The following is a 23,480-nucleotide window of genomic DNA, read 5'->3' on the forward strand; positions in this document are numbered from 1 at the left end:
TGTTTTGGTCGTAAGGAGGGTTTGCGCTGGGAAATCTGTTCCTCTGATTCAGGAACAAGCAGAGGGTTTATGGTGGGCGAGTAAGTAGTCAGGGGAAATTGGCTCGTAAGTTTGGAAGTAACGAATTTGATAAATTAGAGTTCAGATTTCATTATTTTGCCTAAAAATTACATTCAACCTACAAATATTCAATTATGACTGACCTAAAGTTTTCTCCTCTAAACCGTCGCTCTTTTCTCAGTTATGTTGCTTTAGGTACTTTGGGTTTATTGACAAAAGACTTGCTAGCTCCAGCTAGTGCTATGGCTGATAGTGAGGGATTAGGCAAAAATTTCTCTACGTTGGAGAACCATCATATTTTTGTTCCTTATACAACAGCGCGAAACGGAGGGACGCAAATATTTACTTTGCGATCTGGAGAACCTTGCCAGGTAGAAATTCCCTCAAAAACTCAAGATAGCCAAGAGATTACTATCAAAGGGCGCGGTCAAGATGGTAAAGATATTACTGTAGTTTTGCATACCTTATACGATCGACAAATCCGAATAGCCGATCAAATTTATCAAGAAATTGACAAAAATACGCAATTTGTCGAAGAAGCAAGCAAAGATAAATGTAAATCCGTGTATGAGCAAGTTGAAGATGGTAAGTACATTAATGATTTGATCGCCTTGGATTTTCTGGATTATGTTATAAATACGTCCAAACTTGATAGAAAAAATCAAAAGCGTTACCAACTCGCCAGCACTAATTCACGTCTGCTAGGAATTGAGGAAGCCATTGAATCCACCTTAGCTCAATCTCAACTCAATGACACAGAAAAGAAACTAATCAGAGGAACTTTTGCCTACGTCCGTGCCGGCGAACCTGTTCCTGACTTTAAAGCACTCACAGATATTGACTCAATCGTGACGAGTTCGGCGCTGCCTTTAGAAATCAAACAGAATTACTCTTTATCCAGTGCCAATTCCACAGCATTAACGGTTGACTTTATTCTTGTCAAACAGATTAATGACAGCCAATTTACTGATGAACAAAAGCAAAATTACCTGTCAATTTATCAGCAGGTACGCGATGGCAAGACAGTAGAGGATGTAGCAACTTTGAAGTCGCTAGACTCCTTCATTAACAAAGCTAAAATCCCAGAAAATGCTAAAGCTGTTTACTTAATAGCAAGGAAACAAAATTTAGATAATCAAGTTGCTTCAGGTGAAAAAGCCGATGCTTTTGTACAAACTGCTCAAGCATTCAAAGAACAACTGACGGATGCTAAAGACAAAGGAGCCGCAATTGTTCCACAAGCTACGAGATTGTTGAGCACACTTGGAGCAGAAACAGCAACAGGTATTAGTATTAGCAGTTTATCTGGAGCCGCTGCAACCAACGCGACTTTAGCTGTTTTAGGTGGTGGCTCTGTCGCGGCTGGTGGTTTAGGAATGCTGGGTGGTTTAGCCGTAGCAACAGGAGGAGCCGCGCTAATTGGAGCCGCAGGATTACTGTCTATTGCATTAGTCTCGGAAATGGACAGGGAAGACCAAAAAAATTTGGGAATTGCTATCGGTACAGGAACAGTCGCCGGTGCTGCATCTGTTTTAGCTGCTTGGACTGCTGCGAGTGCTTTGGGAGCCGCAGGTACATTGTCCGGTGCTGCTGCCATCACTGCTACCATCTCGACTATTGGTGGACTTAGTGTAATGACTGGCGGTGCGGCTCTTGTTGCATCAGGTACAGCATTTGTGATTTGGTCATTACTCAAAAGTGGGAAGACACGGGATCAGTCGATACTGAAACAGTTAGAAACTCGCTCCTATACCTATACTGAAGATAGCATTTCTGGTGGTTTGGGAGAATTGATTCAAAAGAATGTAGTCAATCAATACAAATCAAATAATATTTTTTCTGCTCCTAATATTCCCTTAGATAAACTGTCAAATGCGCTGTCAGCCTGGATATCAGTTTACCCTGAAGAAAAGGTAATCGCTTTGATAGATACCAGTAGTTTCTGGGGAAGTTCGGGGGTTGTTTTTACTGAAGGAAGGCTGCTCTTGACAAAAAAATCGAGGGAATACAAAAATTTAGCCAGATTTGTCAAGACGGAAACAAAATTATCCTCACTGCTATCTGACGATAAGCAGAAAAAGGAATTGTCTAATTTGAAAAAGGTAGTAGATATTTTATCTGATGAGAAGTCCGTGACGAATTTATCTAAGCTGCAAGAGTTAGTAGCTATTACCTCTGATGACAAAAACTTAGGCAGACTTGTCTCTAATGATTTATCTAAGTTGAAAAAGGTAGTTGCTATTTTATCTGACGAGAAATTCGCCAATAATTTATCTGAGATGAAAGAGTTAGGAGTTATACCCTATGATGACAAGAAGTTAGGCGAACTTGTCTCTAATGATAAGTACAAAAATAAGTTGTATAAATTAAAATATGCCGTAGATATTTTATCTTATAAACAATACAATCAGAACTTATCTAAGTTAAAAAATGTCGTAGATATCTTGTCTGATGAACCTGAGTTGGCAAGTTTTTTACCGCTACAATTAGTATCACAGCTATCTGATGAGCAATACAGAAATGACTTGTCTGAATTGAAAGAGGTAGTAGATATGTTATCTGATGAAGCCGACAAGGATAAGTTGACTCAATTACTTCGGGAAATTGGTCTGAGATATAGCACAGTTTAAGGAAGGGAAACTTTTTGTTTGTATAATAATCAATCAACTTTACATCGACAAAGGAAGAAAAAGGAAAACTGTAGTTTCTTTACTAGGAATACTTTCGATTTTTAATTTTCCACCGTGCAATTCGGCGATATGTTTAACAATAGTCAATCCTAAGCCAGAACCTTGCTGTTCGTAAATTTTCCGTTCAAACTGCATATAAGCTCCTAGTTGAGTAATCTGCTCAGAAGTCATACCTCTACCCTTGTTATTTACAGATAAGATAAATATATTATTCTCCACCACCGTTGAGATCCTCACTGACGTACCTGGTTCAGAAAATTTAAAAGCATTGCTTCCAAGTTCTTCTACTGCTTTATTTAGCCATACTGCGGCAATTGGCACAGAGAAATCTTGAATATTTAGATGTAAATCAGCTTCTCTTTGTGCTTGTTTAGCTTGTTGACAAGCCTGTTCTGCAATAACTGCTTCAGCAGAGCTAACTAGAGTATCTCGCAGTGTCTCGATCCGCGTTGTATTAGTTGACAATAGTTCCAGCTCTGCATAGATTAAAAAATTTACTATTAGTCGATCCAAGCGTTTTCCAGAATAGTGAATTCGTTGTAAAATCTCCCGGATTTCAGATGAATCTAGGTAGTCATATTCGGATATAAGAACTTCAGTAAAACCCAGAATTCCATTTAATGGAGTCCTTAATTCGTGAGGCAAGGAACGAGTGATATTTATGCGTAAGTCATTCATTCTTTTTTCAGAATGCTCGTTAATAATGGATTGCTTTTGTAGCCGAGTTGCGATCGCAGCTAGCAATTCTGCTGGTGTACAAGGTTTGGGAATGTAATCATCTGCTCCTAATTCCATACCTTTGCGAGTATCGGATTTTTCAGCTCTAGCTGTCAGGAAAATGAAGGGAATGGTGGCTGTCAGTGGATGCGATCGCAAAGCGGCTAAAACGCTATAACCGTCAAGTTCCGGCATCATTACATCGCACAAAATCAAATCTGGTTGCTGTTGAGCGGCCATTTCTACACCTATTTTTCCGTTTTCTGCACCTAGAGCTTCAAACTCCTCAGCATCTAGCAGTTCTAAAATGTTTTCCCTGATTAATTCTTCATCTTCTATTACTAGAATTTTAGGCATGATTTTATCCTCCTATGTTTGTTTAAGTAGTTTTTCTAAATCTTAACTTCTAAATATCTACAATACTTTATTGGCTAGTATTTCCTCTTAAATTAGTAGAATGTGTATTAGGAGTTTGATCCATTAGAAATATTCAATCTATGTAGTAGTTGGACATTTTCTGGAGTTAAAAACTCTTGCCAGTTGCAGAGTTGATTGAGGATTGTCAATTCGCGGGCGCACTCTTGCTGCAAAATTTTGAGGTAGCGATCGCGAGCTTGCTGGGAAGGAGCTAATTTCAACATTTCAATAGCCATATTGATATTAGACATCGGATCTCGCAAGTCTTCTGAAAGTCTTTTCGATAGTTCTTCTCTAGTTTGACTTAGCTGCTGAAGTTCTTGGACTCTTTTTTGTAAGGATCTAATGCGATCCCGTTCGCTTGCAGACTTTTGAATATAGGCATTATGTTTTTCTAATCTGGCTGCGATCGCGCTTAGTAGTTCTGTAGGCGTACAGGGTTTAGTAATGTAATCATCTGCTCCCATTTCCATTCCTAAACGCATATCTTCCCGCTCACTTTTGGCCGACAAAAAAATGAAAGGAGTGGTCGCAGTGACAATATTTTGTCTAACTTCTGTCAGGACTGAATAACCGTCAATGTCTGGCATCATAATGTCACAAATAATTAAATCTGGTTGATATCTTCCTGCTAATTCGATACCGTCGCTGCCATTTTCTGCCCCAACTGCATCGAAATTTGCATTTTCTAAACAGTCCAAAATATTAAGCCGAATCAATGCTTCATCTTCAATCACTAAAATTTTTTTCACTGTGTTACTAGCTCCTTGATAATTGATATGCGCTTATTGATGTCGGGTATTTTTGGCAAAGCAAATCTGAAAATCTGTACCGCTACTTCGGTCTAATTCTATATTACCGCCTAATTGTTCGGTTAAGTTCAAAACTAATTGCAATCCGAGAGATTCAGTTTGCTCCCAGTCAAAAGTTGGAGGGAAACCAACGCCAGTATCGCTGACTCTTAAAATAAAATGGCTATTATTTATTAATTGGAAACTCACCAATACTTTACCTTTTTTCACCTGTGGAAAAGCATATTTAAAAGCATTTGAAACCAGTTCGTTTATAATTAAACCACAAGGTATTGCTGTATCAATATCTAAAAAAATGCTGTCAATTTCTAGCTTGACTTCTATTGTTTTCGACGAAAAACCATAAGAGCTAGACAAGTTGGATACTAATTTTCGGATATATTCAGCAGTATCAATTCTGGCTAAGTCTGTGGTTCTATATAAATTTTCATGAATCAGAGCCATCGATCTAATCCGGTTATAGCTGTCTATAAACAACTCCATTGATTCTGAGTCTTTGATATATTTAGACTGAAGTTTGAGCAAGCTAGAAATAATTTGTAGGTTGTTTTTGACTCGGTGATGAATTTCTTTTAGCAATACTTCTTTTTCCTTAAGCGAAGCTTTGATTTGCTCTTCACCTTGTTTGCGTTCAGTGATGTCAATCCCCACAAAAATAGCAGCTTGCTCCTGGTTATATTTCTGAGCAACTACTAAATAAGTACGGGGCTGAGGAAATAAACGATTTTCTGCAAGTGTGAGAGTAATTTCTTGACTGGTTGAAGTGTCAGAGCTAGTAAAAAAAACATCGATAAAATCTGTACAATTAAAGTTAGGATTTATAAATCCTACTTCCTTGCCAACAAACGCATCGGGAGACAGATTAAACATGAGTGCTAATTGCCGATTTACCCCAAGAAACCGCCGATCTACACCAAGCCAATAAACAAATCCAGGCACGGCATCGATCACGGCTTGCAATTGTTCTTTAGCTGCTAAAAGTGCTGATTCTGCTAGTTTTTTAGCAGTAATATCTATCATCGAACCAACTATTTCTAAAGGATTTCCTGCTGGATCTCGTACAAGTGTCAAATCATTTTGTAACCAAAGATAATTTCCGAATGCGTCTAAAAAGCGGTATTCAAGGATATGCTTACGGCCGCCAAAATTAGACATCATTTCGGTAAAAATACGTGGTACGTCTTCTGGGTGAATGCCATTAATCCAGAAACTAGATTCTTCTACAAAATCTGTGGGTTTGTATCCTAGGAGAACGGCAATATTATCACTGATGAATGTTGTGGCGTAATTGCCTTCTGCCTTGCAACTATAAATCACAGTTGGGCTAGCGGATAGCAAATATTGTAAGCGCTCTTTAACAACAAGTAACTCTTTTTGTGCTTGTTCGCGTTCGGCAATTTCTTGCTGTAAAAGTTTCACGATGCTGGCTAATTCTTGGGTTCGTTCCTGCACTCTAATTTCTAACTCTCCGGCTAACTGTTGCAGGGCTGTTTCTGCACATTTTCGATCGCTCACGTCTTGAACTAAGGACTGAATAGATATCAGATTTTCAGCACTATCAAAGAGAACTGAATTGTACCATTCACAGTAGATAACTGAGCCTTCTTTCGTGTAATTGCGGTTGTAGCTAGTATTTCGCGACTCCATCCCAGTCAGTAAGCGGATCAATAATCCATTAACTATCTCGACTTCATCCACGAACACAATTTTCCACTCGTTAGGATGAAGTCCCAAAACTTCTTCCTCTCGCCAACCGAAAATTTTTTCCGCTTGCTTTGACCACCGTTTTACTCGAAAATGTTTGTCCCATTCGATTACGGCTAAAGGGGAATTTTCGACGTGAAATGTTAACTGCTGGTAGGCTGTTTCCAACTTGGCTTCAGCTTGTTTTCGATCGGTAATATCGGTAATAGTACCAATATAACTGACTATTGTACCGTTGTCTTCCCTCTCAGCTACTGCTTGACCAAAGACCCACTTTACAGTACCATCGGGGCGTAAAAACCGATATTCAGAACTAAATATTTGCTCTGTTTGAATGGCTTGATTCCATTCCGATAAAACGCGATCGCGATCCTCTGGATGCAGGTTTTTTATCCAACCATATCCTAAACACTCCACTGGAGTAATGCCAGCTATTTCGCAACTTCGCTCGTTGCAATATAAATTTTTCCCCTCAACATCCGTGCGGAAGAATCCCACGGGCGAGACTTCCGTTAGCGTTGCATAAAGGCGTTCGCTTTGGTATAGCCCATCCTCCGCCCATTTGCGATCCGTAATGTCAATACACGAACCAATATAGCCAGCAAAACTGCCATCAAGAGAGAATCTAGGGGCTCCCGTATCTAAAAGCCAGCGATATTCACCATCAGCACGTCGGAAGCGGTATTCCATTTGAAAACTCTGCCGTTTGTGGAAAGCAGAAATGTAAGTTTCTACAGACTTTTGGCAATCTTCTGGGTGCAAACTTTGTGTCCAACCGCTGTTAATTTCCTGTTCAAAAGTGCGCCCAGTGAAGTCTAACCAAGTTTGATTGAAAAAATTACATTTTCCTGTGGTATCAGACATCCGTAATAAGACAGGAATGCTGTTAGTAATTGAGCGAAATCTTTCTTCACTTTCAGTCAGGGCGATTTCTACCTGTTGGCGTTTTGTGAGTTCAGTTTTCCTGCTGTCAAGCAGTCGATCAATTTCTGCTTCTAATAAGTTTATTCGCTGCTGCAATGTTTCGATTATTCTGTACATTTCTAGAATTTCCATAACATACCCCATTGGTTAACAGTTAAGCGTTAACAGTAACCATACTTAATTGAAATTATATATCAATGGTATAGCCAGGTCAAGAAATCAAAACTGTCTCAGCGTTGCAGTTAAGGATATATAAACTGTAATCTTCTTTTCTTAACCCCAACTCCGATCGCCATTTATTTTTGTAAAGGTAAAGTAACTGTTACGACTGTTCCTACTCCTAGTTCGCTGCATACTTCTATTTGACCTTGGTGCAACTCTACAGACCTTTTGACAATTGCTAAACCCAATCCTGTCCCCGATATTGTACCTACATTTTTAGCCCGATAAAACGTCTCAAACATTCGCTGCCTATCTTCTAGCGGAATCCCAATCCCCTCGTCTTGAATACTAAAAATAGCAACTTTGCCAGGATGCCTTAATTTTAAATCAGGATTTGTGACTTCAGCTTCCCCAAAAGCCAGTTTAAAACGAATACGACTGCCTTTATCAGAATATTTGATCGCATTTGATAGTAAGTTAGAGAAAATCTGCCGTAGCAGTTTTTCATCCATTTTTACCTCGGTACTATCTGCAATACTCTCAAATATAATCTCATGTTCATTAGCGATCAATTGTAATTCTTCTATAATTTCAATGCAGAATTTTTTCGCGTCTATCGTGATTGGATTAAACTCCTGTTTTCCCGCTTCTGATTTACCGATAATCAAGATATCTTCTAAGAGTCCGGTCATTTGGTTTACTGCTGTTTGAATGCGCCGTAGATGAGTTACCTTTTTATCTTCTGACCATTTTTGACCGTAATTTTCCAGCAGACCAGCCGAAAATAAGATAGTTGCTAACGGCGTGCGAAATTCATGGGAAACCATCGAGACAAATCGCGATTTAAGTTCATTTAGTTCCTTTTCTTTTTCTAAAGCCTTGCGAATTTCTGATTCGGCTTTTGCCCGATAAATAGCAATTTCCACAGTTGTATACAAATCTCTTTCCTCAAAAGGTTTGACAATATATCCAAAAGGATAGGTTTCTTTAGCTCTCTGTAAATTGGTATCATCTGTATGAGCAGTTAAAAAGACTATCGGGATCTGAAATTTGCTGCTGATTTGTTCAGCCGTTTGCACGCCATCCATCTTACCTTTCAAGAGAATATCCATTAAAACTAAATCCGGCTGGAGTTCGCCAATTTTTTCGATCGCCTTTTCTCCTGATGAAAATATTCCAATGACTTCATATCCAAATTTATTTAAACTACTTTTAAGGTCAAGAGCAATTATCCTTTCATCTTCGACGATCATAATTTTGACTAATGCCATATTAATTATTGGTAGTGTGAAGAATAATTCGGAAGTTGGGAGATATGATTTAGGAGTCAGGAATTAAGAGTTTGAATTCTGAATCACGGTACGAAATTAATCAACTCAGCGTCCCACCGGGTTCTAAATCAGCAGAGATAGAAGTTTCACCAACCTCACAATATATTTTTTATTTTTAAATCAATAATAACACTCGCATTTACTAAAATTACAGTTATAGGGTAAAATTCTATTTTGTGTATCAACCTTTACCCAAAATAAAACTATGTCAGAATTCCTAGACTTTCTGCGGCATCAATTTGCCTATGTCGCCATCGGAGAATTCAAACCCGGTAAGTTTGAAGAAGCTAAGCAACTTTATCAAAAGGCTGTCTCAACCTATGCTCATGGTTTCAAGGGAGCATATCTACTACAATTGCCAGGGACAGACAAAGGAATTGCGATAATTTTTTGGGATAGCGTAGAAGATATGGCATCTAATCAAGACGAAGCTTACCAGGAAATCTTGAAGCAGATGAATCATTTATTTGCCAAAGTTCCTGACACTGATATTTATGAAATTGTCAGTGAACTTAAGCCCAAAGAAGAATAAGAAGAAACAGTAGCGGCATAACATTTCAACTTGTATTTTTTTCAATCCCGTTAACTTTTGAGGTATAACGGGATTATACAACATAATTACCCATGAAATTACCAAATTTATTTCACTCAACTCTAGCTATTTCAGCTATCGCCAGCTTGATAATGTCATCCTCATCCGTCACAGCTAATGCGGGCGATCCTAATGGCCCTAATAATATCCCCCAACGAGGTTGGACTTTGTGGCAACCTTGGGAAAAGTCTAAAGATTCTGGATTAGGTTTTGGGATTTCCAATATGGATTTAGAATTAGGATTAGATATGCAAAAGCAGTGCTTTGGAGAAGTTGATACTCCCAATACAGAGAAAAGAAAATTAGAAACTTATTGGTATAGAGTCAGCAGCGATGTTAATAAAATAGGTTCAGGACAGATGGAATATGGCTGTTGGATTAATGGCAGTTTTAAATCTACTGTCAGCACCATAGTCTTTAAAATGTCTCTGATAACAAACCCCTGTTTCCGCGTCAATTCGTCAGCTAAAGATGGTTTAGCAATTCATACCGAAGCTAGCCATAAGTCTCCTATAGTAGGGCAAGTTAGGAATGGAGAAACAGTCAAGCCTACAGCTATTCCAGTAATCATTAGAACAGTGGAAAATATTAGCTGGATTGAAATTGAATCTCCGATAAAAGGGTGGATTTCTAATGGAAATCCCGATAGTCGCGGTAATCTTACATTCTGTAGCCGTTAACCTTACTGAGTTCTTGCAGTCGCCGTACCATTCCCATACCCATCGGCGTTTTTCGTCCCACTCCGCTATAAAGAGCAAAATCCGCTAAAGCGTTAATTTGTTTAATTTTTAGGGGATCGACATCGCCCATAATTCGATAACTAACCTCACCAACACAGCCAATGAATTTACTTCGAGAATCAGCTAATATTTCAGTATGAATGTCAAAAAAATTAGTAAAAATAGGCTCAATTAGAGTACGATCTAGGCTAATATTACTGTATTTATTCCATCGATTTAGTAAGCTGCCAAAGATAGTTTCTCTAGTTGGCATTGGTGTATCGTATTGACCTTGACGGAAATTAGTTGGAGTACAGAAACTGAAAATAATTTGCCGTGTTTCTGCTGACGCTTGCTCGTATAATTGTGCATAGGAAATTGTATTCACCCAAGGGTGGGAAAGTTGCGGTACTGTTAAGATGTTAGTAATGTGTAAATCTGCTGGGCCGAGATGCCAAGGACGATCAAAATTTAGGTGTAACCAAAGTTGAGTCAGGCGAGCAAATAAACTATCATCTAAAAGAGAAATACGCCACCAAATCGGTGTACCTACCCGAATTGGTTGTTTATATTCCCACTGCAAAGTCCGCGAAGCTAGAGCATCAATTTTATTTTTCCCCCCAATTATTTTGATATTTTTCACTTCGTTTTTGGATACTTGTAATGGACTAAGAGTGAAGGCTTTTTCATTCGCTTGGTCGTGCAAATAAGCGCTCAAATCAGTATCTACTGCACTCACTAATTTTAGGAACAAAGCGTGAAGATGCCGCCCAGTCAAAAATTGCGTTGGAATAGGCGAAGATGGCAACAAATTCAAAACAAGGCTATAGGGCATAAGCAATTAAGAATTAAAAATCAAGAATTAAGAATTAAAAATGGGAAGAGCATTATCGCGCATAACTGCCAACTGTTCTTCTACCCAATTCATGTTAAAAACAGATTTGTATATCCGGTTAGAAACCTCTAATTTTCCTTCACGTTTGACTACTAATGCTGAAAGCCTCAATTCCAGTTGCTCGGAACTATCATCAGCAACAATTTCTCTCTGCTGCAAAACTTGCTGATATAATTTTAACAGGTGTCCAGGTCGATCGGATTTTCTAAGTAAGCGATCGCACACTGTCTTCAAATGCTCTGGCTCATCTTGTGCTTGCCAGTTTTCTATGATAGCATTAATTGCTAAATAATTTACCAACTCAGAAATTTCAGATTGAGAATTTAGACTTTGGACTTGACAATTATTCATCAGTTTTTGTAATAAGAGTTTGCACAGCTTTTGAGTTAGGAATGGTTGTCCCTCTGTCCAAGATAATATCTCTGCGATTGCATTTTCAGCCCTCTCTAATTTCTCAGCCAATCTTGTTGCTAAAGGCTCGCATTCCTGCAACTGAAAGCCCTGTAAATGAATTGCTCGACCAATACTAAAGATCGCCGTTCGATGTTTTTCAACCATCAAATCTCTCTTGTTTGCCACACCCAAAATTGTAAAAGTAAGTCGTCTGTATTTCACTTCATCTGCGCGTCTATTATAGCACGATCTGATCGCAGCAAAAAAATCATCAATTGGGAAATTTAGACTGAGAAGACTGTCAATTTCATCAATAAAAATGACTAAATTTTGAGAAACCTCATTTAATAACACTTCGTCAAGAAACTGACTAAATCTTTGTACAGGAGAGAGGAGTTCTCGATCGCACCACCAACGACTGACATCAAATCGATCTAAAATATCAAAACCATTAGCTAAACTATAGACTAAACCAGCATACCATTGATCGGTTTTAATATTGTGATTACCAATCGCCGTCAAGTCAATTGACGCACAGGCAAAACCTTCAGCTTGCAACCTGTGCATCGTTCTAACTCGCAGGGAAGACTTTCCAGTTTGGCGCGGATTTAGCACATAACAAAATTCTCCCGATCTCAAACTTTCTATTAAGTCAAAATCAGCTTTTCTTGTTATATAAGTTGGCGCATTTAGTGGCAAACAACCCCCAACTTGATAAGTATATTCTAAATTGATTTCTGCTCTCATGTCAACTTTTGTCTCTAATTGTTAATTGTCAATTACCTAAACGCACTCTAAAATAATTGCGATATAAATTGCATCGCGGTGTTACTTGATTACCTTGCAACTCCACTAATCCCATACTATGCAACTTAAACCCTTGCGTTGACTCTAACTGCACCGGAATAGCACTATCTACTACTCTTTTTACAGCCGCAACTAAGTCTGGATGCTGCTCTAAATTCCACAGATGCCGCCGCAAATGATCGCTATAAAGTCCTGCATCAGTTGGTGCGGTTGCTAACAATTCTGGCAAAGTTATTTCCTGTCTGGAAATGTGATAAAAAGCCAACCTTACTAAATAAGGATGTCCCCCTAACATTGCCATTAATTCCTCAACTTCTTTTGCACCCCAAGCCAATCCATGCCGCAATGCTAATTCTTTCACTTGTTCTGGTTTAAATTCCGGCAACTCAATCGGTAAACCTACATTAAATGGCGATTGATTGACATCCATCGGCACATACACCTCTGTAGAATGTACGACAACTAAGCGCAATTTTTTCCAAATATCCCGATTTTTAGCTTCCTCGTGCCACGCACGCAACAATCCAAAAAAATCAGCGGCTAATTCGGGATATCTAAACACCACATCCACCTCATCTAAACCTAAAGCTAAAGGAGTCGTAATATTTGCTAGTAAATACCTTTCAAAATAAGATTTGCAAGCTACCTTAGTCCCAAAAATCCCATTCCAATATTCAGCTAAACGATCCGGCAAATCTAGTTGCAAAGCTACATTGGCACAAAACCAGCGCAAAAAATTTTCTAAATCAGTGAAAACTTTGCTATCTGCCAACTGAAAACTTAAAGGCACTACGGCAAAATTTTGTAACTCAGCACGGCGGAGAATTCTCGCCATTAAAGACGTTTTTCCCATCTGGCGAGGCGCTTTGATACGGATTAATGCACCTGGTTTTGAGATCGCCTCATAACAGCGATTTTCAATCCCATTTCTTTCTACATAAAATGCAGACGCTAACTCCACTTGTCCCCTTGGTAACTCCGGTTCTGCTATGGGTTGCGGTGGGTAATTAGGAGTCAAAGCATACACAGTCGGGAAAGCAGTTTGCGTTTGTAAATTTATTCCTTTTTGTTGATTTTCAGACAAAATTAATTCTGTATCTTCCCCTTTTTTATCTTGACTTTTCCTGCCTAATATGACTTCTAATATTCTGGCGATAATTTTCACTGTATCATCAGATTTCAGCCATTCATAGTCACCAATTCCCTGAAGATAGCCACGTAGATCGTGGTTGAGTAAACTAAAAGGACAATTAATCCGAATCGGAATAATTATAGGTTTTCCTTCCCGCGAACCTTGTAGAGTTTTAGCTGTTCTTACCTCTTCTGTTACCATCTCACTCCAAGCTGAAAGCGGTGATAAAAGCAGCAACAAGTAATCGCATTGATTCAATTCTGCGTAAATTTGCTGCGGGCCATTTTTTGCCATTCTTAGATTACTGCCAGCTTGAAAGACGTTACATCTATTAGCTTTTAATGCCGTATCTAATTGGGATATTAAACTTAAATCTGGTTCAGAACTACGATAGTAACTGAGTAAAACTTGAGTATGATTTATACTATTTTGAGGATAGCGGCTGAATAATTCCGGTCTGTATTTAGCAAATAGAGCAATTAAATTAGGGCGATGCGATAAGCCACGATCTTGCTGATATCTCAAATCAAAGGCTTCGCAAATATTTTCAATATGCTTTCTAACAGTTTCTTTAGTGATATGTAGCGAAGCAGCAATATCTGCATCTTTTTTACCAGCTAAAACTTTTAACAACACTTCTTGCTGTCTTGGAGTCAAAGCTGTAAATGCTTTAGTAAATTCTAATTGATTCATTTTATTCCTATAGTTATTCTTTTAACAACTTACGTAACGCCGCCCTCGCACATACCGCCCAGAGGGCGGTGTTACGGATCAATCTAGCTCGTAGAGTAAAAAAGTAGTGTATTTGTGTATGCAGATTCACAGATGTGTATGGAGCGATATTTTCCATTTACCTTGTGAGTTTTAACTACACAGACAAACATTGAGATCGATTGCCGTGAAATATTAAAAAACATAGGTCGCTTTCTCTTGGTGATTCAGATGAAGCTAAGTTTTTTCAGAGTGCATTCTCTATTTTTAACCGGAACCACAGCCCTAGGGATTGCCATCGCGTACCCCTTAGTCGGTGAAGCTTCGACAGTTATTAACTTCGTTCCTCGCAATGACATTATATCAAATAAACCAGATTCAATATTAATCGGAAAACCAGGAAATACCTACACTCAGAAAACAGATAACCCACCAAAAGATGAGTCTGCGGGGGGAAGCAGATAGGTAATTGGTAATTGGTAATTGCTAATTGGTAATTGCTACCTTCCCCATCCTCCCTACCTTCCCCATCCTCCCTTATCATTCTTCCTTCTAGCGATCCTTAGATGCTGCTTTCGCCCCAGTCTCAGCCGCCCATTGCTTTAAATCTTGAATTTGATTTCCTGCGATCGCAGCCAATGGTACAGTATCCTCAATCGCCCTTAAAATATCCTCCGTTGTTAAATCTTTACGCTGTCCATTTACAAAAATTCCAAATGCCCGATATAACCCTTCAATCACAACTTGCTCAATTTCTGCACCGCTAAAATCCTGAGTACATTTTGCCAACAACCCCAAATCAAACTCTTGTAATTTTTCTCCGCGCAACCGCTGTAAATGCACCTTAAAAATATCGAACCTTTCCGTTTCATTCGGTAAATCAAACAAGAAAATCTCATCAAATTTTCCCTTTCGCAACAATTCATTTGGCAAAAATCGTACATTATTTACAGTCGCCACAATAAACACAGAACTTGTCTTTTCTTGCATCCAGTTAATCAAACTGCTAAATGCTCGGCGTGACGTTCCCAAATCTATTTTTGTGCTGCTATTAACATTTCCAAAAGCTTGGTCAATTTCATCAATCCACAAAACACAAGGCGCGATTGCTTCTGCCAATTCAATCATCTGCTTAATGCAGTTTTCAGTTTTCCCTAAAATTCCTCCAAAAAGTCTACTAATATCCATTCGTAACAGCGGTAAACGCCATTCACAAGCAATACTTTTAGCAGAAAGCGATTTACCAGTACCTTGAACTCCTACCAGCAAAACCCCTTTAGGATTAGGAATGCCATAGTACCGAGCCTCCTCAGTAAAAGCATCTTGTCGCAGCTTAATCCACTCTTTAAAACTATCTAATCCTCCTATACTTTTGAGCGTTTCTTTTGGTGTAACAACCTCTAAAATTCCCGTCTGCCTAATCGCTTGTCGCTTCTCTTCCAACACCTCATCAATATCTGATTCATTTACCTGCTGTTTTGCCGCTAACGCTTTAGCTAAAACCCGCTGAATTCTAGCTCTACTTAATCCTTGACAAGCTTTTACTAACTTTTCCCTTGCCAAGCCACTCACTTTTAACTGTTCTGGATGCTCCACAAACTGAGAAATTAAATAATTAATCTCCTCTACATTGGGTAAAGGAAAGTGAACTACTGTTACTTCTTCCTTTAATTCCTCTGGTAACTCTAGCACATGAGAAGTTAAAATTATCGTCTTGCGGCTGCGTTTCAATTCCCGTGCCAAATTTCGCAACTCCCGCACTGCTGGAGCATTTTTTTCTGTGTATGGATATTTCAAAATGGGATGTAAATCCCGCAGTACAAATATTGTATATTCCTCAGCAGAAGTCTTGCTAATTCGATCCAGTGCTGCCATTACTGAGCCTTTAGCAGAACCATTGTCATCCCACCCACGCACAATATCCCACAATAAAATTCGACGCGAAGGAGTTAGCTCTTTTCCTACTTGAGAAATTATTTCTTCGGCGGGTTCTTCTTCAGCAGCGACAATATAAAGTAGAGGATAACGCGCCAAGATCATTAAATTTAGCTGCTTTACCAGTGCAGATAAGGGTCTGTGTTTGCCGTCACTTGCGGCATCAATAAATTGAGGATAAACAGGGTTTTCTATCATTGAATTAAGAGCGAATTTTTGATTTGATCGGGAAGCAATTTTTACATTTTTTCGCGATTAGTGCGTAAGTCTTACCATTGAAGAATTACTCCTCCTAAAATCGCATTCAACTGTTCTATTTTGTAAGCTTTCGAGCCTGCTTAACCATTTCAATTAAAGTGTGGTGAGCATCTTCGGCATCTTTTAAAATGCGGTCAAAACTAATACGGACGGGAACAGTTTCGCTATTGACTTGAGCAGTTAAATTCATGCCGGTAGCATCAATTGCCAGCATTTGTGCTGATACTGCATCTGAAATGCCACCAAATGCTTGAGCGTAAAGCACTATAGCATTAGCATGATCTTCGTTCATGTGAGAGCAGATGCGATCGCTTACTTCAGGTGAAAACGTTTCTGACATGATTCAGTTCCTTCTAGTATTGTTACTGGTGTAAAATCCCAATACTAAGAACTTACCACAATTAAGTTAACCGCAGTCTGCTATAGTGCTATAGTAAATAAGGTAGAATTAGTTCCTACTATTAATATTGTGCTCAATTTTACGGCGCGGTTTCAAGGGGAACATGACTATGATTCTTCTCTTTATGCCCTCAAATTACTTTCCTTGTTCCCCTCTTCCCCTTCTTCCCCTTCTTTCACGCTTCCCCTAGCCTAAGCGCCCCTAGCCCCTAACCGCCCTGGCGGTTGCTATAGATGCCATGATGGGAATGTTACTCTAGAATCAAGCACCGGCCATTGAGGAGAATGGCAATAGTCATCCACCTACGGTGTTGCAAGGGGAAATTGTTGATGAATCAGAAAATTCGTAACGCCGCCCTCTGGGCGGTATCTTGACCGCCCAGAAGGCGGCTTGACAAACAACTACTTTCTACTGTCCGTGACGCAACCTGCGAGCACCTGCCAGCATTGCACCACCCAAGGCCATCCCTAGCATAGTCAAGGGTTCGGGAACGCTTTCCGACGACGTACCTCCGCCAATTCCTCCACTGGGAAAATTTTCCGGCGGCACAACTTGCTCAAGGCTACCAACCGTCATATTATCAAAACCAAAATAATCTACTCCCGGTGCAGTATTCCCAAACACAACCCGGTTAAACACTTCATCAGGTGCTGCGATTAAACCAAAATAGATCACTCCACCGCCTAACCCTTTGATTGTGTGTGGAACCGTAACCGTCTGCTGGAAATTAGTAACAGTGTTTAACAGTGTCAGTGTTAGTTGTCCATCAAAGTCACCGATATCAACTCCGTAAAAACCAAAAGCAGCTACTGCCTTTGAAAAGTTAATCCCGAACTGATCGTTAGCCTCCCAGTATTTATTGCCAGAAATCGGGTAGCGTCCTACTCCATTAGTACCTGTGTTAACACTATCGAGATAACCATTGCCAGTGAGAGTCGCGGTTCCAGCACTACCAAAATTGATAGATAAAGGAGCCGCCGTATTGACTGAGTAACCTTCAAACTTTTCAGTCCCTACCCCTATGAGGCTAGAGAGGAACTCGTCCCTGGCTCCATCAGCGTTAGGAGTGGCACTGAGGCGCACTTGCTCTCCCTTCCCCAAATCTTCGCCGAAATAAAGGGAAAACGCTTGAGCAGGGGCAGCCCTCCCAACTGTAGCGGCGGCTATCAACAATGCTGTTGTTAGAGTTGCTTTGCGGATTAATTTCATGGCTGATTCCCTGTTCTGAGTGTTGAATATAAGGCTTAATAAAACTTTTGGAACTTCTTAATATGCTGTCAATCTGGATCGAGTTTCATAAGTCTATTAATCTAGGTTATTCATGTAAATTTTTCTTTCTTAAGTATAATATCTCTTATTCTGAGAATTTTGTCTAGTAATTTAGTACGACTTCATCATAAATTCATCTGATTAAGTATTTTCCACGACGGGGCTTTTTAATTTTATACTAGATACTAAGTAAACTTAACTAAGTAACCTAAATTGGTCGTGATTTCTTGAAAGCGGCTGCTACTCAATTCTCTTAAGTGATGGTGTCTGCGTGCAGAACGCCTCAACTCCTAACTCAAAGAACTGGTAAGCTAGATATAGCAGAAGGCATAAGTAATGAGCAACTAATTTCTGCTATAGTTTTAAGATATTAATTTATGGACTGGCAAGAAATTTCTGGGAACTGGGTATTAATTCCGCCGCGACCTAGTGCGATCGTGCATTTTCTGGGGGGTGCTTTCGTCGCCACCGCACCACAATTGACTTATCGATGGCTATTGGAGGAATTAGCGGGACAAGGATATGCTGTGGTCGCTACACCATTTGTGAATACTTTAGATCATGTTGCGATCGCCCGCGATGTCCTCAACAAATTTGAAAACGCCCTCGATCGCTTGTACGCTACTAAAACCCTAAGAAAGGCATACTTTCCCATCTACGGCATCGGACACAGCATGGGCTGCAAGTTACACCTATTAATCGGCAGTCTATTTGACGTAGAACGGGCAGGCAATATCTTGATTTCTTTTAACAATTATGCAGCCCGCGACGCAATCCCGATCGTAGAGCAAATATCGCCCGTCTTTAACGTTGAGTTTACACCTTCCCCTCAAGAAACCAATCGCCTAGTCCAAGAACACTATCAAATTCGGCGTAATCTCTTAGTCAAATTTGCCGATGACAACATCGATCAGAGCATACTGTTAGCAAAGTTACTCCAACCCCGCTTTCCCGGTATGGTTGCGATTCAGACAATGGCCGGCAACCACCAAACACCTTTGGGTCAAGATGTCAGTTGGCCTGTTGGTCAAGTTTTTACACCCCTAGACGCTATTGGCCAGTGGGTGAAACAACAAGTCTACCGGGAACTGAATCAGTTAAAACGGGAAATCCTGCGATGGCTTAATCCTCTTTCTTAGAGCAGGGGAGATGGAGAGATGGGGAGCAGGGGAGCGGGGGAGGTCATTTCATGTGCGCTTACATCCTTGTCATTGCGAGCGAAGCGAAGCAATCGCAAGGTTTTGAGATTGCTTCGCTTTGCTCGCAATGACAGATGGCAAGTAAAATTTGCCGAACATGATATAAATTATCCTCCCCCCATCCTTACCATCTCTCCCATCTCCTCCGCCCCCCTGCTACCTCTCTCTTCATCCTTCATCAGGCCAATAACGTTTGACGATCGCTAGACAATTCCGGTTGTCGGTAGTAGGGGTATAACTAAGACTATCGGCTATATCCTTCATCAGTTTTAGACCCCGGCCGCCACCAGAAGACGTATCTACTCGATCCGAGAGCCCTCTGATTTTCTCTTCCAAATCAAAGTGTGGGCCGCAATCCCAGACTTTAATCTCTAAATGTTCGGAAAACAGGGCTACCTCAATGTCAATAGGAGTGTCCGGCGGTTTGCCTTTGTGAGCATGGCGAACCGCATTGGTGAAACCCTCAGCTAAAGCTAATTGACACCTGAGCCAAATACTTGTAGGAATCGGCGGCTGATGCAATTGGGCAAACCAAGACAAAACGCGGTCTAATTCGCTCAGATCTGTGTTGACTTGGAGGTGGGCGTTACCCGGTACTGGCGATTTGTCGAAACTTTTTAATTCAACCACGCTAAGCCACTAAAGTTATGCCGTATTTTAAATCAAGTTTAAGTCTAAATTGAGCGCGACCGTTGACTCGCTTAGCATTTAGCTCGACTGCTATCTTATTAGACTATACTCAATTGTGGCAAGCGTGCTGAGTGAAGATATTGATTAACTACCCCCAGACCTTGAAAAACTTGTACTACCTGAGCCCCCATGTTTCAAATTCTGGTTATTGACGACGACACTGCCGTTCAAGAGCTGCTGAGAAGAACCCTAAAAAAACAGGGTTATGAGGTTACGGTAGCGAGCAATGGCGAAGACGGTATTACACAAGCTCAACAGTTGCGTCCAGCTCTGATCATTTGCGACTGGATTATGCCACGCCTGACGGGAATAGAGGTGTGCCGTCGAGTTAAGGCAAATCCAGATTTGTCAACTACTCAGTTCTTTTTGTTGACTTCGCTGGGATCGGTAGCCGATCGCGTTAAGGGTCTTGATGCTGGTGCAGATGATTTTATCTCTAAGCCGATTGAACTCAATGAGTTGCAGGCAAGAGTACGTGCTGGCCTGCGCTTACACCAGCTCAGCCGAGATTTACAAATTGCTAAGGGGTTACTGGAGGCTGAGTTGGCGGAGGCGGCTGAGTATGTGCGATCGCTTCTCCCCGATCCTTTCACTGAACCTGTTAGTGTTGAGGCAAAGTTCGTCCCTTCGAGGCAGTTAGGAGGGGATTGCTTTGACTATTTTTGGCTGGATGCTGATTCTTTGGCGATTTATCTGCTGGATGTGGCTGGACATGGTTTGAGGGCGGCACTGCCTTCTGTGGCAGTTTTGAATTTGCTGCGATCGCGAGCTATTCCTAATATTAACTACTACCAACCCAGTGAGGTTTTGCGATCGCTCAATACTACTTTTCAGATGAGCTATCAAAATGACAAGTATTTTACAATGTGGTACGGCGTTTACAACCGCTCTCAGCGCCAGATAGTATATGCCAGCGGCGGTCATCCCCCTGCCATATTGGTATCGACAGATGGGGGCATCGCCCAAGCGAAACGCCTGAAAACCCCCGGAATGCCAGTTGGGATGTTCCCTGATGCCGAATACCTTGATAATTCCTGTCATGTAGATGACTTGAGTACCCTGTATATCTTTAGTGACGGGGTTTATGAGATTCATCAACCTGATGGCACGATCTGGGGGCTTGATGCTTTTATCGACCTACTCACTACTCCTCACGGCAGAAACGCCGACGAGCTTGACCGGGTTTTTAACTACGTTCAAAATTTAAACGCCAAAGCTGCTTTTGACGATGATTGGTCTTTACTCAAAGTCAACTTTGGCTAAATTATCTCCCTTAGCACATCTTCGACAAATTTGCAAGCGGCTGTCACCTAAAAAGTTTAGGTGCTAGAGAGAATTTTGCTATTAAAAGCATCACGGCTGGGAAATATCTCGAAAACTCGATCCATGCTGGTGAGTTCAAACAAGATTCTGATTTGCTCGTTGATAGAACAGACTACCAGTTGGCTGCCGGCAGCGCGTACAGTTTTCAGCGCCAGGACTAAAGCGCCTAAGCCAGAACTATCCATAAATGTCACATCTTGGAAGTCTATTAACACCACATCCGCCCCAGATTCCACTAGATCGCTAATCTCTTGGCGGAATTGACTTGCCTTTGTACCGTCTAAAATGCCGGAGGGCTGAATAATTTTAACTACAGGACTCATATTTTCCAGGTGCTATATCCGATATCAGTAGCCAGATTACGTTAGTTTGACACTCCCAAGTCCAAAGACGCGGGATTTTTAATAACAACCTTTTTTAGGATCTATCCACAAAAAGCTTGATAATTAAATGCGGAGTCAGACAGCCATAATTCTATCAAGTTTCGGGAACTTTGGAGGTAATGGGGCTGACTTTGGCGCGATGGAGGAGTTTGTCTCCTTGGCGATAGCCAGTGTAGCGCACTTTGACTGGTTCCCCTGACTGGGCGGTTCCTTCCATTAGCTGGTGAAATTGGGGGTTATAGGGAATGGATGTTCCGACTGTGGCGATCGCCTCTACTCCCCATTCCCGTAATAGTTGTTCGATTGGCCGTAATAAGGGAAGCAATTTTACTGCTGATAACTGGGGATTTTCCTGAGCTTTACTTGCCGCAGTTGGCCATTGCAACATCCAAGATTCTAAAATCTGCAATGTTTGTTGCTGAAATTCTTGTATTAAAGTTTCTCGTTGCTGCTGCATCTGAGTTTGCAGGCGATCGTATTCCTCTGCTATTTCTGCCGATGCTGACTCCTGGGGCAATTCTACAGATCCAGGGGCAAAAGTTGCCAATAGCTCAGTAATAGAAATTTTCAAACCTTGACTAATTTTAATTAGCGTATCTGCTCGCATCTGCAAGGCTAAACCCCGCCGCAAACGGATCAGATCGAGTTCAGAAACGCCAGTTGTCTGACTCAAAGCTTTCAAACTAGAAAACCCCGCCTGTTGCATCAGGCGTTGCAAATCGAGGGTGTAATCTGAAATTTTAACTGTCACGCATTACCCCTCCATGAAACCTACTCAAATCTACTCTATAGAGTGGTGCGGGCATCTTGCCCGCACCACTCTATAATGTCGAACTCAGCAAGCAAACAACTAACAGTTAACAGTTAACAACTAACAACTAACAGTTAACAGTTAACAGTTAACAGTTAACAACTAACAAATATTACTTGTGCTTGGCTTTTTCTTTTTTTCCAGCCGCTTCCTCATCTTCTGAATGAATTTCTGATGGTTGCAGATGGGCTTCCAAGAACCATAACCGCTTGTCGATCGCCCGCGAGACTTCCGTGTATAAGTCAGCAGTGTCAGCATCGCCCCACTCTCCTGTCTTATCGATCGCATCCCGCAACAATTTGCCATAGGGAGCATAGCGATCGGCTAAGGCGGTGACGTGGGATTTACCATCAATAATGTCGAAGGGATACTCTGACAAGCTCGACTCTGTGGCGGCGACGCGGGCTGTCCCCAAGGCCAACCCGCCCAAAGCTGTGATCCTTTCGGCAAACATATCGACGTACTCTTCTAGTTCTCCTGCCATTTCGTCAAATAGCAAGTGCAACTGGTAAAAATCCATGCCTTTTACGTTCCAGTGGGCTTGCTTGACTTGAGTTTTCAAGTCCAGCGTAGTTGCCAAAGTTTCGTTGAGAATCCCAACAAGTTTAGTGCGCGTTTCTGCGGACAAATCGATGCGAGTTGGGTAAAGGGGTTGTTTGTGGTTGTTCTTACTCATTATGTTTGTGTCAAGTTAATTGTAATTAGAGAAATTTTAGAAAAAATTGGCGACAGAAGCATCTGCTAAAAGGATGAGCTGGCTTTGTCAAAACCTTTTAGGCTAGGTGCATCTGCAAAACAGAGTGAGGGGCCCGGCGGACTTTGCAGCGGATGGTTTCAAGACCGAGGCGATCGCAAGCTTCGTATCGGTGGCAACCTGAGAAGCCGTAATACTTGCCATCTACTTCTAGCACGTCGATTGGCTCTTTTAATCCTACCTCACGGATGGATTCCATTAGGGCGGCGACTTTGGTTTGGTCGTTGACTCGCGGTAGGGGGCGGCGAATCTGTTTAATAGGTATTGTTAGAGTCGATAGAAGCCTTGCGACTTTTACCTCTCCTTCAGAACCGGACGTGAGACTTTCACCTCATCCGGCTCCTCAATAATTCCACCCTTGTCATGGGTACGATTCAAGACCAACTCTCAGG

Annotated in this window: 21 protein-coding genes; 6 read left to right on the forward strand and 15 right to left on the reverse strand. The window is 41.0% G+C overall.

The window, feature by feature from the left end; translation table 11 throughout:
• Window positions 1-194 precede the first annotated feature (194 nt).
• Entirely contained in the window at window positions 195-2,690 is a 2,496-nt protein-coding gene (locus PY364_RS16095) for a hypothetical protein (protein ID WP_275523997.1), read from the forward strand.
• 39 nt (window positions 2,691-2,729) lie between these two features.
• On the opposite strand, the gene PY364_RS16100 is transcribed toward PY364_RS16095, so the two are convergent.
• From PY364_RS16100 to PY364_RS16115, 4 genes are all read right to left on the reverse strand, one after another.
• Window positions 2,730-3,824, reverse strand: coding sequence for a response regulator (locus tag PY364_RS16100; RefSeq protein WP_275523999.1), 1,095 nt, complete (start codon window positions 3,822-3,824; stop codon window positions 2,730-2,732).
• A gap of 107 nt (window positions 3,825-3,931) precedes the next feature.
• On the reverse strand, window positions 3,932-4,636 hold the full coding sequence (locus PY364_RS16105) for a response regulator (RefSeq protein WP_275524001.1): 705 nt from the start codon (window positions 4,634-4,636) through the stop codon (window positions 3,932-3,934).
• Between the two features lie 33 nt (window positions 4,637-4,669).
• Entirely contained in the window at window positions 4,670-7,441 is a 2,772-nt protein-coding gene (locus tag PY364_RS16110; RefSeq protein WP_275524002.1) for a PAS domain S-box protein, read from the reverse strand.
• 179 nt (window positions 7,442-7,620) lie between these two features.
• Window positions 7,621-8,757 (reverse strand): ATP-binding protein, encoded by a 1,137-nt coding sequence (locus PY364_RS16115; protein WP_275524004.1) that lies wholly within the window; start codon window positions 8,755-8,757, stop codon window positions 7,621-7,623.
• A 265-nt stretch (window positions 8,758-9,022) separates the two neighbouring features.
• Between PY364_RS16115 and PY364_RS16120 the strand changes: the two genes are divergently transcribed.
• Entirely contained in the window at window positions 9,023-9,349 is a 327-nt protein-coding gene (locus PY364_RS16120; RefSeq protein ID WP_275524005.1) for an antibiotic biosynthesis monooxygenase, read from the forward strand.
• A 92-nt stretch (window positions 9,350-9,441) separates the two neighbouring features.
• Window positions 9,442-10,089, forward strand: coding sequence for an SH3 domain-containing protein (locus PY364_RS16125; RefSeq protein ID WP_275524006.1), 648 nt, complete (start codon window positions 9,442-9,444; stop codon window positions 10,087-10,089).
• On the opposite strand, the gene cas6 is transcribed toward PY364_RS16125, so the two are convergent.
• The 3 genes from cas6 to PY364_RS16140 are packed head-to-tail and all read right to left on the reverse strand — an operon-like array spanning window position 10,070 to window position 14,048.
• A complete protein-coding gene (gene cas6, locus PY364_RS16130; RefSeq protein WP_275524007.1) occupies window positions 10,070-10,963 on the reverse strand; it encodes a CRISPR-associated endoribonuclease Cas6 in 894 nt (297 codons plus the stop codon). The genes PY364_RS16125 and cas6 overlap by 20 nt on opposite strands.
• Window positions 10,964-10,990: 27 nt before the next feature.
• On the reverse strand, window positions 10,991-12,163 hold the full coding sequence (locus PY364_RS16135) for an AAA-like domain-containing protein (RefSeq protein WP_275524008.1): 1,173 nt from the start codon (window positions 12,161-12,163) through the stop codon (window positions 10,991-10,993).
• Window positions 12,164-12,191: 28 nt separating this feature from the next.
• Complete coding sequence (locus PY364_RS16140; protein WP_275524010.1) at window positions 12,192-14,048, reverse strand: AAA-like domain-containing protein; 1,857 nt, start codon at window positions 14,046-14,048, stop codon at window positions 12,192-12,194.
• A gap of 249 nt (window positions 14,049-14,297) precedes the next feature.
• On the opposite strand from PY364_RS16140, the gene PY364_RS16145 reads away from it, so the two are divergent.
• Entirely contained in the window at window positions 14,298-14,531 is a 234-nt protein-coding gene (locus PY364_RS16145; protein ID WP_275524012.1) for a hypothetical protein, read from the forward strand.
• Window positions 14,532-14,618: 87 nt separating this feature from the next.
• On the opposite strand, the gene PY364_RS16150 is transcribed toward PY364_RS16145, so the two are convergent.
• From PY364_RS16150 to PY364_RS16160, 3 genes are all read right to left on the reverse strand, one after another.
• Window positions 14,619-16,199: an AAA family ATPase gene (locus tag PY364_RS16150; RefSeq protein WP_275524014.1), complete on the reverse strand. Its 1,581-nt coding sequence runs from the start codon at window positions 16,197-16,199 to the stop codon at window positions 14,619-14,621.
• A 115-nt stretch (window positions 16,200-16,314) separates the two neighbouring features.
• Window positions 16,315-16,599 (reverse strand): DUF2470 domain-containing protein, encoded by a 285-nt coding sequence (locus PY364_RS16155; RefSeq protein WP_275524016.1) that lies wholly within the window; start codon window positions 16,597-16,599, stop codon window positions 16,315-16,317.
• A gap of 468 nt (window positions 16,600-17,067) precedes the next feature.
• Window positions 17,068-17,868, reverse strand: a complete 801-nt coding sequence (locus PY364_RS16160; protein ID WP_275524018.1) for a PEP-CTERM sorting domain-containing protein — start codon at window positions 17,866-17,868, stop codon at window positions 17,068-17,070.
• Window positions 17,869-18,305: 437 nt separating this feature from the next.
• Here PY364_RS16160 and PY364_RS16165 point away from each other — a divergent pair, with 437 nt between their 5' ends.
• Entirely contained in the window at window positions 18,306-19,067 is a 762-nt protein-coding gene (locus PY364_RS16165; RefSeq protein WP_275524020.1) for a DUF1350 family protein, read from the forward strand.
• 228 nt (window positions 19,068-19,295) lie between these two features.
• Here the strand turns inward: PY364_RS16165 and PY364_RS16170 are convergent, their stop codons facing one another.
• Window positions 19,296-19,757: an anti-sigma regulatory factor gene (locus PY364_RS16170; protein WP_275524021.1), complete on the reverse strand. Its 462-nt coding sequence runs from the start codon at window positions 19,755-19,757 to the stop codon at window positions 19,296-19,298.
• A 189-nt stretch (window positions 19,758-19,946) separates the two neighbouring features.
• On the opposite strand from PY364_RS16170, the gene PY364_RS16175 reads away from it, so the two are divergent.
• On the forward strand, window positions 19,947-21,080 hold the full coding sequence (locus PY364_RS16175; RefSeq protein WP_275524022.1) for a SpoIIE family protein phosphatase: 1,134 nt from the start codon (window positions 19,947-19,949) through the stop codon (window positions 21,078-21,080).
• A gap of 56 nt (window positions 21,081-21,136) precedes the next feature.
• On the opposite strand, the gene PY364_RS16180 is transcribed toward PY364_RS16175, so the two are convergent.
• The 4 genes from PY364_RS16180 to PY364_RS16195 form a co-directional block, all read right to left on the reverse strand.
• Window positions 21,137-21,463: an STAS domain-containing protein gene (locus PY364_RS16180; RefSeq protein WP_275524024.1), complete on the reverse strand. Its 327-nt coding sequence runs from the start codon at window positions 21,461-21,463 to the stop codon at window positions 21,137-21,139.
• A 154-nt stretch (window positions 21,464-21,617) separates the two neighbouring features.
• On the reverse strand, window positions 21,618-22,274 hold the full coding sequence (gene grpE / locus PY364_RS16185; protein WP_275524025.1) for a nucleotide exchange factor GrpE: 657 nt from the start codon (window positions 22,272-22,274) through the stop codon (window positions 21,618-21,620).
• Between the two features lie 172 nt (window positions 22,275-22,446).
• Complete coding sequence (gene dps / locus PY364_RS16190; protein WP_275524027.1) at window positions 22,447-23,010, reverse strand: DNA starvation/stationary phase protection protein Dps; 564 nt, start codon at window positions 23,008-23,010, stop codon at window positions 22,447-22,449.
• Between the two features lie 97 nt (window positions 23,011-23,107).
• Window positions 23,108-23,353 (reverse strand): sulfiredoxin, encoded by a 246-nt coding sequence (locus PY364_RS16195; protein WP_275524031.1) that lies wholly within the window; start codon window positions 23,351-23,353, stop codon window positions 23,108-23,110.
• Between the last annotated feature and the right edge of the window lie 127 nt (window positions 23,354-23,480).

Origin of the sequence: Kamptonema sp. UHCC 0994 (assembly GCF_029167235.1) — a bacterium.
Classification (GTDB): Bacteria; Cyanobacteriota; Cyanobacteriia; order Cyanobacteriales; family Microcoleaceae; genus Kamptonema.

What these genes read in the sequence shown, in the direction of transcription:
- PY364_RS16095 (WP_275523997.1), top strand. Translation starts at nt 195, where the DNA reads ATGACTGACCTAAAGTTTTCTCCTCTAAACCGTCGCTCTTTTCTCAGT.
- PY364_RS16100 (WP_275523999.1), bottom strand. Translation starts at nt 3,824, where the DNA reads ATGCCTAAAATTCTAGTAATAGAAGATGAAGAATTAATCAGGGAAAAC.
- PY364_RS16110 (WP_275524002.1), bottom strand. Translation starts at nt 7,441, where the DNA reads ATGTACAGAATAATCGAAACATTGCAGCAGCGAATAAACTTATTAGAA.
- PY364_RS16115 (WP_275524004.1), bottom strand. Translation starts at nt 8,757, where the DNA reads ATGGCATTAGTCAAAATTATGATCGTCGAAGATGAAAGGATAATTGCT.
- PY364_RS16120 (WP_275524005.1), top strand. Translation starts at nt 9,023, where the DNA reads ATGTCAGAATTCCTAGACTTTCTGCGGCATCAATTTGCCTATGTCGCC.
- PY364_RS16125 (WP_275524006.1), top strand. Translation starts at nt 9,442, where the DNA reads ATGAAATTACCAAATTTATTTCACTCAACTCTAGCTATTTCAGCTATC.
- cas6 (WP_275524007.1), bottom strand. Translation starts at nt 10,963, where the DNA reads ATGCCCTATAGCCTTGTTTTGAATTTGTTGCCATCTTCGCCTATTCCA.
- PY364_RS16135 (WP_275524008.1), bottom strand. Translation starts at nt 12,163, where the DNA reads ATGAGAGCAGAAATCAATTTAGAATATACTTATCAAGTTGGGGGTTGT.
- PY364_RS16140 (WP_275524010.1), bottom strand. Translation starts at nt 14,048, where the DNA reads ATGAATCAATTAGAATTTACTAAAGCATTTACAGCTTTGACTCCAAGA.
- PY364_RS16145 (WP_275524012.1), top strand. Translation starts at nt 14,298, where the DNA reads ATGAAGCTAAGTTTTTTCAGAGTGCATTCTCTATTTTTAACCGGAACC.
- PY364_RS16150 (WP_275524014.1), bottom strand. Translation starts at nt 16,199, where the DNA reads ATGATAGAAAACCCTGTTTATCCTCAATTTATTGATGCCGCAAGTGAC.
- PY364_RS16155 (WP_275524016.1), bottom strand. Translation starts at nt 16,599, where the DNA reads ATGTCAGAAACGTTTTCACCTGAAGTAAGCGATCGCATCTGCTCTCAC.
- PY364_RS16160 (WP_275524018.1), bottom strand. Translation starts at nt 17,868, where the DNA reads ATGAAATTAATCCGCAAAGCAACTCTAACAACAGCATTGTTGATAGCC.
- PY364_RS16165 (WP_275524020.1), top strand. Translation starts at nt 18,306, where the DNA reads ATGGACTGGCAAGAAATTTCTGGGAACTGGGTATTAATTCCGCCGCGA.
- PY364_RS16175 (WP_275524022.1), top strand. Translation starts at nt 19,947, where the DNA reads ATGTTTCAAATTCTGGTTATTGACGACGACACTGCCGTTCAAGAGCTG.
- PY364_RS16180 (WP_275524024.1), bottom strand. Translation starts at nt 21,463, where the DNA reads ATGAGTCCTGTAGTTAAAATTATTCAGCCCTCCGGCATTTTAGACGGT.
- dps (WP_275524027.1), bottom strand. Translation starts at nt 23,010, where the DNA reads ATGAGTAAGAACAACCACAAACAACCCCTTTACCCAACTCGCATCGAT.